7 protein-coding genes and 1 rRNA gene are annotated in these 12,410 nt (G+C 38.1%); 4 read left to right on the top strand and 4 right to left on the bottom strand.

Annotation, left to right across the window (positions count from 1 at the left end; all coding sequences use genetic code 11):
• Positions 1-29: 29 nt before the first annotated feature.
• Complete coding sequence (locus ACR30L_RS05095; RefSeq protein WP_435236952.1) at positions 30-3,266, bottom strand: mechanosensitive ion channel domain-containing protein; 3,237 nt, start codon at positions 3,264-3,266, stop codon at positions 30-32.
• A gap of 440 nt (positions 3,267-3,706) precedes the next feature.
• Here ACR30L_RS05095 and ACR30L_RS05090 point away from each other — a divergent pair, with 440 nt between their 5' ends.
• Genes ACR30L_RS05090 through ACR30L_RS05080 form a run of 3 tightly spaced genes read left to right on the top strand, consistent with a single transcriptional unit; the run spans position 3,707 to position 6,425 of the window.
• Positions 3,707-4,468: a flagellar basal body L-ring protein FlgH gene (locus ACR30L_RS05090; protein WP_435236951.1), complete on the top strand. Its 762-nt coding sequence runs from the start codon at positions 3,707-3,709 to the stop codon at positions 4,466-4,468.
• Positions 4,469-4,476: 8 nt separating this feature from the next.
• Complete coding sequence (locus tag ACR30L_RS05085) at positions 4,477-5,667, top strand: flagellar assembly protein T N-terminal domain-containing protein (protein WP_435236950.1); 1,191 nt, start codon at positions 4,477-4,479, stop codon at positions 5,665-5,667.
• Positions 5,668-5,708: 41 nt separating this feature from the next.
• The gene (locus ACR30L_RS05080; protein WP_435236949.1) at positions 5,709-6,425 is read left to right on the top strand and encodes a hypothetical protein; all 717 of its coding nucleotides are present in this window, start codon (positions 5,709-5,711) and stop codon (positions 6,423-6,425) included.
• 206 nt (positions 6,426-6,631) lie between these two features.
• Here ACR30L_RS05080 and ACR30L_RS05075 read toward each other — a convergent pair whose 3' ends face one another.
• The gene (locus tag ACR30L_RS05075; protein ID WP_435236948.1) at positions 6,632-7,342 is read right to left on the bottom strand and encodes a hypothetical protein; all 711 of its coding nucleotides are present in this window, start codon (positions 7,340-7,342) and stop codon (positions 6,632-6,634) included.
• An 11-nt stretch (positions 7,343-7,353) separates the two neighbouring features.
• Complete coding sequence (putA, locus tag ACR30L_RS05070) at positions 7,354-10,515, bottom strand: bifunctional proline dehydrogenase/L-glutamate gamma-semialdehyde dehydrogenase PutA (RefSeq protein WP_435236947.1); 3,162 nt, start codon at positions 10,513-10,515, stop codon at positions 7,354-7,356.
• A 703-nt stretch (positions 10,516-11,218) separates the two neighbouring features.
• Here putA and ACR30L_RS05065 point away from each other — a divergent pair.
• Positions 11,219-11,986: an AraC family transcriptional regulator gene (locus ACR30L_RS05065; protein WP_435236946.1), complete on the top strand. Its 768-nt coding sequence runs from the start codon at positions 11,219-11,221 to the stop codon at positions 11,984-11,986.
• A gap of 290 nt (positions 11,987-12,276) precedes the next feature.
• Here the strand turns inward: ACR30L_RS05065 and rrf are convergent.
• Positions 12,277-12,392: ribosomal RNA gene (gene rrf / locus ACR30L_RS05060) — 5S ribosomal RNA — on the bottom strand.
• Positions 12,393-12,410 lie beyond the last annotated feature (18 nt).

The raw sequence follows: 12,410 nt of genomic DNA, 5'->3' as shown, positions 1-12,410 counted from the left end.
AACAATAATGATTATCTTTTCTCATTTGATTACACTTTTACTGGTAAATCACGTACATGAACATCCATTTGCGGGAAAGGTATCTCAATATTATTATCCCTAAACAGCTGATCAATACGACTATTAAGCTTATCCTTAATAATCGAACGGCCTTCGATTTTTGGTAAATAAATACGTAATTCAAAATCTAAACTACTTGCGCCAAAAGCCAAAAATAATGCAGAGGGTTCGGGAACATGACAGACTTCTTCACATTCCTTTGCCGCTTGTATCAGTAATTTTTTAACCAAAGCCACATCGCTTCCGTAAGCAACCCCGATAGGTAAAATAACCCGCGTCGTTGAATCTGAAAGTGACCAGTTAATGAGCTGTTCTGTAATTAACGATTTATTCGGTACAATAATCTCTTTTTGATCCCAATCCAAAATGGTTGTCGCACGGGTATTAATTCTCGTTACCTGCCCAGTTAAATCTTGAATAGTAATCGTATCGCCAACCCGAACAGGACGCTCAAATAATAAAATAATGCCAGAAACTAAGTTGGCAAAAATTTCTTGTAAACCAAAGCCTAAACCGACACCAAGCGCAGCCACTAACCATTGTAATCTTGACCAATGAAAGCCAAGTGTTGACACGGCAATTAAAAAGCCACCAAGTACGATGGCATAGCGTAATAGAGTATTAGTAGCATAAGTAGCACCAGATGAAATATTTAATCGGTGCAAAATCAATAATTCGAGTAACCCTGGAATATTTTTGGCAAGATAAAGTGACATCCCAAAACTGATTATCGCACTGAGTAAAGATTTAAGAGAAATAGCTTCAACAATATTCCCTGTTTCGGTGACCGTCATTACATCCCAAATAGTCACCTCATCCATCCAATGAAAGCCCAATAATCCACCAGAGAGTAACGCCGATAACATAATGAAAAGAGCAACTAATGCGGCAAGGTTAAGTAATGTTAATGATTGTTGGCCAATGGATTCAAGTGGAATAATAGATTCATCGATATCTTCAACGGGTAAGTTATCATTTTCACGTTGTAATAATTCTTCTCTTTTTTCCAATGCGCGCTGCAAACTAATTCTTCGCTGTTCAATGGAAAGCCAGCGCACACCTAACTGCTGAAATAAGGTGGTTGATAGTACACACAATAAAACCGCATAATAATAGAATAAAATAACCCAAGACGTATAAAAATAGCCCCAAATGGCTAAAATAGAAATGGTTAAAAGAGGTAGCACCAATGCGATTCTTAATAATTGTAATGCAGCAGGCGATTGAAATATGCGTGGTAAAACAATCGGTAAATGATTGCGTTTTAGTAAAATAATAGTGAAAGCAATTAACCAACTCATTAACACTATAAATAAAATACGTAATATTAATCCATTGCTTGATTCGGCTAACATTTCACTGACTAAAATAGTAATTAAAAAGCCATAGAGAAGCCAACGGTTTTTAGATAAACTCGATTTTAACCATTGTATAAAGCTTTTCGAATACCCTAGATGTGCTTCAAATAAACCATCGGGCATCGCCATCCTGCCAACTGACTCCCAAACAAAAATAAGCGTACTGAAACTAATAAATATTTTATTCAAATCATAGGAATAATAGTCAGATAATCGCGATTCAATCCCGTAATCGACGATCAACAAGCACGATGCAATCAACGCACCATTGCCGATAGCTGAAAGAAACAAAATAAAAGAAGATAAAAAAGTATCTTTGCGCACTTTCCCAATTAATTTAGCCGATTCTAAACGGTATTTTTTAGCGACGATCCGCAATTGCATGATTAGCACACCAATAAAAGTAAAAAGCAGCCCTAACAAAAATAGATCACCTGGATAACTTGCCACTTTTTGTACTAATGTTGAAACTCTGCCAAGTAAATCGCCAGTACCTAACAAAACAGTTGAATCAATCAAAGATAATGACCACAAACTGCTTCTATCACGTATAAACAAACGTTGCTCACGTAAGAAATTACGTTCATCTTGAATTTCTTGATAAAACTGATCCTGTAAAGCATCAAGACGCGTCACTTCTGCAATAAATTGATCGGTTTTATCAATCGCATCATTTAACACTTGCAAACGAAATGTAAGAATACTCTCGAGCACTTTAGCATGCAGCCTACTCAATTGTTCACTCTCAGTAACACGAGTAACTAATTCGGGAATATCTTTTAATTGCGCTAATTCCGTCGATAATTTGAAATGTTTTAAATGCGCTTCAGTAATGGTATTTGCCAAATCAGTTTTGTCGGAGAGATCTGGCAATGAACGCAATTGCGCGCCAATTGCATCACTGAACTCGGGGCTATTTTTCAACCACTTGATGTTACCTTTAATCTGAGATAAATTTTGGGTAACACGTTGGCGTTGATCTTGAAGCTGTTTACTTTCTCGTTGCGATGAAATTAATTGACGATTGAGCGCTTCAAATTCAGTGGCTAATTGTTCATTTTTATTGTTCCATTGCTTAATATACGTAGGCACATTAACCAAGGTATTGGAGAGCTGTTTTGCTTGCTCGATCACTTCTAAACTTGACTTTGTACTGACCTCAATAAGGCTAACTTGCAACAACTCTATTTTTTTATCGCTGATTGATAATTCATTCTCTAGAATTTGTTGATTTATTTTCGCGAGCTCGCGACGTTGACTCAATGTTTCCTGTTGCAGTGTTAGCGCTTCTAATTGAATTTCTAATAATGCAGCTTGCGTTTCTATTGCCCATTTATCAATAACAGAATCAGACTGTGCTTCAATAATCGAATTATCCTTCGCCACCAACGCTATTTTTTGTTCTTGCTCTGCAATATCAACGGGTAATGTTTCCTGTGAATCAAGCATCTCTTGTTGCTGTGTTTCCAGCTGACTAATTTGCTCTCGCCATTCTTGATTTCTTGCGGTTTCGGTAGCTAAACGTAATTCCAAATAATTAGCCGAAGCCGTGTCAGAAATCACCTCTTGTTCGGCTACTGCAGATTCTTCGCGTTTTTTATTAAGTGCAATTTTCCGTTGTGGAGCTTGTTTTAGCAGAGTCTGTAAGTCGGCATTTTGTTGCTTAATTTCCTCTATTTGACGTAATTCGTCCTTGATCTTTTGTAGCGTATCAATATCAGCAGCATCGCTTTCTTTATTTAAAAGCTCGATCCGTTGATTAACCATGTTCAAAGTCGGCAATTCAGCCAAGACAGACTGACTAATAACCAATGCTATTATCACCAAAAAATACGATAAAAATTTCAAATAATCACCTAATACGTTATACCGTCGAACTCAATAATTTATTTAAGAGTCAGATTAATGACGGCAACAAACAAATTGTCATAGGGTTAAAATAACATAGAACCCAAAATAATAGCACGCTAAACATTTATCAAAAACACACAGCCCCCTTTGGTCAAGTTCTCCAAGTAAATAACTGTTTTAATTATAGATATAAAAAAAATCACAGGGCTCCCCTAACTCTAAAAGGCATGATATTTGCTGTCTATACGATGTATTTTATTGTTCTATTCCGTAATTACTCTAATTGGCACTTCTTTTGCTTAACTCCTATTAACCGTTTAATTAAACGAAAAATTCATCGAAGACTTAAATACAGTCTTCCTGTGGCAAGAACAGCGCATAACGTACTTTTTAAAGATGACAGAGATACTGCGCTCACTAGGCTCTAAGGTTGAACAATGATCAAATTAATAGTCTTATCTACTGCTCTGATATTACTGGCTGGCTGCACAAGTATTCCAGAAGCGAAAAAAGAAGCGCTCAATGAAAAAGCAATTCAAGAAGAACAACAACAAAAACAAGAAGAAGTTCAACCTGTCACAGTAAAAGATAATAGAGCCCCTATTGCAGACGATCCCTATTACGCGCCAATCGAACCAGCTCAAAGACCGACTTCAATTGCAGTAACGGGGTCTTTATTTAATAGTGAACAAGCACAGAGCCTTTATAGCTATAGCGCCCCTTATCAAGTAGGCGATTCCATTACGGTAATACTGCAAGAAGATGCTTCTGCTTCTAAATCAGCCAGTTCCACCCTAGCCAATACAGACAGTTACACACTCGACCCAATCACTATCCCCGGTGGCGAATTAAAAATAAATGACAATGTCGTGGAATTAGGTTTAAACAAAGAATCTGGATTTGATGGTTCATCGGGCGCAGACCAAAAGCACAGCATATCGGCAAGAATTACCGTTTCTATCGTTAATATTTTAAATAACGGCAATTTACAAGTACGCGGTGAAAAATGGTTGGTTATTAATAATGGTAATGAATACATGCGTTTCACCGGTACCGTTAGACCCTTAGATGTCAGCGAAGATAATACCGTTGAATCAGCACAAGTTGCGAATACACGTATTGAATTTAGCGCAACGGGCGATCATCAGGACGCACAAAAGAAAGGTTGGTTATCATCGCTACTGGGTAATGCACTTTAGGATTTAACATGATAAGACTCTATAAAACATTCATATTTTTATTAATAGTTAGTTATTCATTTTCAGCTAACGCGCTGTGGTTTGAAGGTGATGGTGAGTCGCTAATTATTAATGGAGACATTGCAGCAGCAAGGGAAAAAGCCATTCAAAATGCTCTATTAACCTTAATGTATCACGGTGGCGCAAGTGTTAATGCGCTGCAAGTAGTGAAATCAGGCGTATTAGAGATTGATAAACTAACCGTCCGCACTAACGGTGAAATTGTCGATATGCATTTGTTAACCGAAAATATTATCAATGACAGCATTCAGGTAACAGTCTCTGCAGATATTTATCCCTTCGATAGCTGCAAAAAAGATAATTATGCAAAACCACTGTTTGTAGGCCCTCTTGAATTAGTGACGCCATCTCAGGCACAGCTTGGTGGGATTTATAAAATTCCAGAAGAAATTGGACAACGTTTATATTCACAATTACAAACCAGCAGTAGACAAATTGATGCGCGCCAACTACGCACGCAACCTATCGCGTTTAATAATAACAATAGCAATGATATAGAAAGACAAATGCTGTCCGTTGCACAGGATATTTATGCACAATACGATGTTCAGTATATTCTCTTTGGGAAAATAACAGATCTATCTGACTACAATGAAAGCACAACCATTTTAGGTGTACCAACATCAACGACTAAATATCGCAATTTTCAAATGCAACTTTATGTTATCGATGCAATAAATAATAAAACAGTTTTCCAGAAAAAATACCAAGCAAGCCGTGAATGGCCCTTTGATGTCACCATGCGTTTAGACACATCTGGCAGTGTTTTTTGGTACTCCGATTATGGAAAACTAGTCAACTTCTATATTGAACAATCGATTGAAGATATTGAAGGTGCTTTCTCCTGCGAAACAACGCTAGCATCAGTTGTCTCAATTTATAACAACGAAAACCTGGTGATCAACCTTGGTCAGGAAAATGGTGTACGAAAAGGCGATCGTTTCAAAGTACTCAGAAACCAATTTATCTCATTTCAAGACTCTGGAACACATGGTTCACTCTTCAATGAAGATGATACTGTTTTACAAGTGGTATCAGTACAACCACAGCATGCACTATTAAAAGCAACCAATATCGCTGATATGGCGAATATCCAAATACGCGATATTCTCACCCCCGTCACCGACGATGATTTTTAAATATAACGAATACAGTTAATAAAAAACTAAGGTAGGCCATAATGACAACCATCAATTCAGCTGAAGCACTACAAACTAGCAGTGCAAGTGTACTAAAAAATAATATCGAGAAGACCCAACAGGCTGAAGCAATGGCATCTTCTTTTGCTCAGCAACTTGCAACGGCTAGTTCAAACGTCAATGCTTCAGGGGTTTCCAGTGCAGCGAATAATCTCATCAATGCAGCACAGTCAGGATTAAATTTAAGCAGCGCAACAGGACTAAATAACAACGAACTATTAAGTCAAAGTTTAAAAACAGGTGTGCAATCTCAATTCACGAATTTAGGAAATGATATTGCAAGTAGCTTAATTGACGCATTTACTGGACAAAATAATACCATATCAACGGATAGTGAAACGGACAGTAGTACTGATGCCGCCACAGACAATGATGCAGACGCCAGTTTAGATACAACTCAAGCAGCGGCAACAACGAACAGCGCCACCTCTGAGAGCGAAGCAACAGAAACCGATGAAACTATTGCCACGGATAAAGAAATCGTTGATGCGGCGAAAACAGCAGACGCAGAAGAAACTGACGCATCTTCTAGTATTTTCCCCGAATTTATTCAAAACTTATTTGCAGATTTATCTATTTTCAAAACTCAAAATACAACGGAATTAACCGATGTTCAAAGTGATAATGATGAAAATGACACAGAACAAGTGACTGAAATCAGCGATGAAGTCACTACCAATGAGCAAGTGGCGAGTTAACCCCACATTAACTAACGGATTATCATCAAAAATATGGTATCAAGTAGGGTGAAGCGCTTACCTCACCCCATCACAAAACTAGACATCCCCTGTATATACCCGTTACCAAGACAACTCGCTATCCAAGGCTTATTCTAGTTTCATGCGGGTTGGTAAGTGACTTTTGTCTCATCTAACAAACAATGAAAACAATACATTAATACAAATTAATCCCCACTACCTAACGCCAATAATGCAGCATTTCCTCCTATCGCCGTAATATTAATCGTCCGTGTTTTTTCAGTAATAAATCGTAATATATAATACGTGTCCGTAATTGTAGAAAGTAAGGTTAGCTCTGTTTCAGTAATGAATTGTGCTAATAATCCCTCACGTTCTGCCAATAGTTGATTCATTTCAATCACCTCGGTCCTATCTCCCGCATAAATAACACCAGCTGTAGCAGGTTCGCTTATCAATAACCTCGTTGAGCCCACCGGTGCAATTTGAATAACATATTCAGGGATCCCAACCGAAAGCAATGTCGAAAGGAGTTTGTCGGCTATGTCACTTAGGGCCTCAGGTAATGATATCACGACACAATTCCCCGCCAATAATGCAGACGTCATCATGCCAACGAATGCACTAGAAGAAGCATCATGATTACCACAGAGGATAAAAGTACCGCGTCCTGCACTATATAATTCATTGCTTTCCCCCGTTGGTCCCGGCATCATTCGCACTTCTTCAATAACAGGTAAACCTTGATTAACCTGATAGCGAACCATCTTAGCGGGCATGGTTGCAAAAGTAGCATGCTGTGCAATTTCATCGGCCCAGCTAAGCAATAATTGAGATCGGACTGTTACTCCTAATTCATTCCATGACTCCCATTGTGCATCGGCTTGTTTAAGAATCTGATTAATTTTATTTTTCATAATAACAATCCTTATAAATACTCAGAAGTAGGCATAGCAGTCACATCAACTTGCTGGCTAAAACGCAATAGATAATTCGGGCCGCCAGCCTTTGGTCCTGTTCCTGATAAACCTTGTCCACCGAATGCCTGAACACCAACAACCGCTCCAACCTGATCGCGATTGATATAACAGTTCCCCACCCGACTTCGCTGAGCAATATGTAAATAACTTACTTCATTTCGACTATGGACTCCCATCGTCAAACCAAAACCGGTATGATTAATTTGATCAATAATGCTATCGATTTGTGCCGCTTTATAACGAATAATATGTAAAATTGGCCCAAACTGTTCATTTTCTAATGCACTAATTTCGTTGATTTCTATGGCAGTTGGTGCGATAAAATAGCCATGCTGACAAGTTTCATCTAATTTAGCCTGACCGACAAGTTGATGGGTTTTCAGCATATCATCAATGTAATGTTGTAATTTCTGTTTTGCGGGTAAATCGATAATTGGTCCAACATCACTCTGGTGTAAGTAAGGTAAACCGACCTTCAATTCTTGCATTGCTCCACTGATAAGATGTATCACTTTATCGGCAATATCCTCTTGAATAAATAAAACACGTAAGGCTGAACAACGTTGCCCAGCAGAAGCAAATGCAGAACGAAGTACATCCCGAACAACTTGCTCAGGTAATGCCGTACTATCAACAATCATTGCATTCTGACCGCCTGTTTCTGCAATCAATGTGGCTGGTTCGATTTGCCTTTCCGCTAAACTACGATTAATCCGTTGAGCCGTTTCCGTTGAACCCGTAAACACGACACCTGAAACTCGATGGTCCGCTATCAAGGCACTCCCGACTTCGCTCCCTGTCCCCGGCAAAATATGAATAGCTTCAACGGGAATACCGGCCTCAATCATCAGTTCAATGGCTCGGACTGCAATTAACGACGTTTGTTCGGCTGGTTTTGCAATAACAGTATTACCACTGACTAAAGCCGCTGTAATTTGCCCAAGAAAAATAGCCAGAGGAAAATTCCAAGGACTAATACAGACAAAAACACCTTTGCCTTGTCGTTCGACCTGACGCGTGATTTCATCGAATCCAGTGATTGCTCTAGGCGATGAATAATGCTCCGTCGCTTGCTGGGCATAGTATCGGCAAAAATCAACGGCTTCACGGATCTCATCGATACAATCGTGAATAGTTTTACCAGCTTCTTTATGGCATAAAGCAATGAGTTCTAGGCGATTATCTTCAAGCAGATCCGCTAAGATTTGAATTGACTTTGCCCGTTCATTCACATCGGTTTTTGACCAGCTTGGAAAAAAATCAAATGCGGATTTTATTGCATTATCTATTTGTTGTTGATCGGAAAAAAGAACCGATCCCACTAAGACACGATAATCATAAGGAGCGCTGATACAGTGCGTTAGTGTTGCCAAAGAGTCTTGTTGAGGATAATATTTTTGACCTGATATAATTGGGCCGAAGTGCCAGTGCTTTTCCATTTCACTATTAATCGATTCATAAAATGGTGTTGATTCATATTCAATATCAACATTAAGCCCGCGTGAATTCTTTCTATCTGCAAAAATATCAAGCGGTAAAGGCAATAATCCATTATGCAATGTAGGTCGCCGCAATAATGTATCAACGGGATGTTCAATTAATGACTCAATAGGACAACTTGCATCAACAATACGATGCACAAAAGAGCTATTAGCACCATTCTCAAGTAAACGGCGCACTAAATAAGGCAGTAGATCCTTATGACTTCCGACGGGAGCATAAATACGGACATTACAATTAAAAATATCAATCGCATGCTCATATAAAGCATCGGCCATTCCGTGCAAACGTTGAAATTCATAGCCATTATGTGTTGCCATTGCAGCAATCGACGCAACAGTATGCGCATTATGAGTTGCAAATTGAGGATAGATAAGTCCCTGCAAATGGTCGGATAAAAGAAAGCGTGCACAGGCTAAGTAAGAAACATCAGTCGATTCTTTACGTGTATAAACACAATAATTGTCATAACCATTTTGCTGAGAAATTTTAAGCTCTGAATCCCAATAGGCACCTTTTACTAATCGTAATGGGATGCAATCACCTTGATCTTTTGCTAAACCCGCTAACCAAGTCAATACCGGTAATGCGCGTTTAGAATAAGCTTGCACGACAATACCTAATTTTCCCCACCCTTGTGTGACAGGATCACGATAGACTTTTTCAAATAAATGTAAAGAAAGCTCAAGACGATCCGCTTCTTCGGCATCAATGGTCAAACTCACATCAAGCTGTCGAGCTCGTTTGATTAATACCAACAAAGACGCATACATTTCCGATAAAACACGCTCGCTATTGGCCACATCATAACGCGGATGTAATGCAGATAACTTAATAGACACACTAGTAGGAATTGGATTGCGCGTGCCAGGATGCTGATTCGTACCGACGGATTCAACGGCCATCATATAATCAGAAAAATATTTTTGAGCATCTTCCGTCGTTAGTGCCGATTCACCAAGCATATCAAAAGAATAGGTATATCCCTTGCCTGTATAAGGACTCCCTTTTTTTTGTGCTTCTGCAATATTACGCCCCAATACAAATTGAAACCCCATAATTTTCATTGCTTGATTCATTACTTCTCTAATCACGGGCTCAGAAAATTTGTTTACTAAACGGTTAAGTATTTTGGAAGATTCGTGATTTTTACTACTATCCAGATTAATCACCTTCCCCGTTAGTAATAACCCCCAGGTAGATGCATTAACAAATAATGAGTCTGATTTTTTTAAATGTGATTTCCAATCTGCAATGCTTAATTTATCACGAATCAATGCATCTGCTGTCGCTTTGTCTGGAATACGCATCAATGCTTCGGCCAAGCACATCAGTAAAATCCCTTCTCGTGTGTCTAGGCTATACTCAAGCAACAAAGCATCAATCATCTGAATTGCTTTTTTATCTTTTCGTATCCGCGCAATAAGCGCCGAAGAATGCTCCGTAATAATGGTTTTCTCTTGATTTGAAGCACTTGCCATTGGAATAAGTTGAGTTAACCATTCGCCTTCATCAACACGATATAAAGGTGAAATAAATGACCATAACTCATTTAATGATTTTTCAATAAAAGAGGGTTGTAATGTATGTCGAGCAGTAAATTTAGTCATCGTTATTCCCCATTAAAAAGCGAGCAAATAAAACCTAATCCAATAAATATGGATACATCATATTTATTAACGACGTAAAAAAATTATTAAAAACTACGTAAAATAAGTAAAAAACTCTGAAGATAAATAATTAAGAATAGAAAATAACAAACAATCTCATTAGCAAACTTGGAAAGAAATAATGAAGAAAGTATATTTTTGTGCACTCCTAGACGCTTTTGGTGCACAGATAGAAATAATCAAAGTAGTGGACATCAATATAGTAAATTATGATTTATATTAATAAACACAAACAATATATCGATAATACAATACGTTAGAAACTCTAACAATTTTTTAGACGGATAAATTATTACACTTTTTTGATTTATTAAATAAAAAATTGAACCAAAATAAATGGTTTAAATTTTGCTAGATTTACCAATATCCTATTATTAGTACCAATTGTATTAAATATGTTATCTAAATTTTGCACTGGAAAATGGTTTAGTTTGAGGCGAAAGTTGCCACTACCGAGAGATTAACAAGTGAATCCTCTAACGTGAGAATTAATATAAAGACATTAATTCTTTAATGGTTGTTCCCTTAACGAAACTTTCAACAAAGAAATAAACTATTTTAACCAGCAAAATAGATCAGCTAATTATTACGATTGGTATAACTATTACAGAATATTCGATAAGTCGAAGGATGGAGATAATTATTGAACAATCAATTTGCCAACGCATTCAAACCAACAGAGGTTATCGGACTACCACATGAACTCAAACATCATGATCATAGTCATAATCAGCTAGTTATTGGTTTACAAGGTCGTGCTGAATTCAATATTGAAGGTAGCGAAGATTTAATCATACCAGGACAAGGTTGTGCGATTGTGGCAAGTTCTGAACATGCCTTTAGCGGTATTGATGCATCCCAATTAATGATTCTCAACCTTCCCTGTGAAACGTCATTGGAAAGGCATGACTGTGATAGAATGAACCAGCTTTTTACAGGTAATACATTTTTTCAGTTAGATCATCGCTTACAGCAATTAACTCACCTACTTGCATTAGAAATACAAACTAATCCCGATGATATTGAGCTAGGGCTGGCATGTAACAATACGCTAATTGCCTTACTACAACGCCACATCAACACGACTCGGTGTACAAAACAGAGACTGGATATGGATAGAATCGATGCATACATAATGAAAAATATCAGGCGAAAAATAAGTATCGCACAATTAGCGGGTTGTGCATTTCTCTGCGAAAGCCAATTTTATGCAATTTTCAAGAAACAAACCGGCACGACACCACATCAATATATTTTACAAAAACGCTTTAATTTAGCAAAAGAACTACTGGAAAATGGAAAATTATCATTAAGTCAAATATCCGATACCGTTGGATTTACTAACCAAAGTAGTTTTACGCATATCTTCACAAAATTGCAGGGCATATCTCCCTCTAAATATCGGCGTTAAAAAAACAAAAAAGAAGAACCTTGCGATCATGCATTTTATCTATCGGCAAACTCGCTCTACTCTCTAGTGATCTTCTCTTCAAACGCTTAAACGAAAAAATCCCTGCTGACGTTAGTCAACAGGGATTTATCGTTTATTAGGCGCTTGGCGATAACAGTCGTCGCGGAGCTCCTCCGCTCGTGAAACATCGCTGTCGCGATACTCGCCCCTACTCTCCGTAGGTTATCTGTAAATCATCAGAATTAAAAAAACCCAGTAAGAAAAGACCTACTGGGTTTGTTTAATTAGGCGCTTGGCGATGCCCTACTCTCACATGGGGAAACCCCACACTACCATCGGCGCAACTGCGTTTCACTTCTGAGTTCGGCATGGAATCAGGTGGGACCACAGCGCTAGTGTCGCCAAGCATAAAAAGTAATTAGAA

Source organism: Psychromonas saccharinae (genome assembly GCF_051201515.1).
In the GTDB taxonomy this organism is placed as follows: domain Bacteria; phylum Pseudomonadota; class Gammaproteobacteria; order Enterobacterales; family Psychromonadaceae; genus Psychromonas.
The sequence above is the reverse complement of the archived record's forward strand: the minus strand, read 5'-3'. Positions and strand labels throughout refer to the sequence as shown.

Bases quoted from the DNA above. Each gene is read 5' to 3' on its own strand.
- ACR30L_RS05090 (WP_435236951.1), top strand. From the start codon at position 3,707: ATGATCAAATTAATAGTCTTATCTACTGCTCTGATATTACTGGCTGGC.
- ACR30L_RS05085 (WP_435236950.1), top strand. From the start codon at position 4,477: ATGATAAGACTCTATAAAACATTCATATTTTTATTAATAGTTAGTTAT.
- ACR30L_RS05080 (WP_435236949.1), top strand. From the start codon at position 5,709: ATGACAACCATCAATTCAGCTGAAGCACTACAAACTAGCAGTGCAAGT.
- ACR30L_RS05075 (WP_435236948.1), bottom strand. From the start codon at position 7,342: ATGAAAAATAAAATTAATCAGATTCTTAAACAAGCCGATGCACAATGG.
- putA (WP_435236947.1), bottom strand. From the start codon at position 10,515: ATGACTAAATTTACTGCTCGACATACATTACAACCCTCTTTTATTGAA.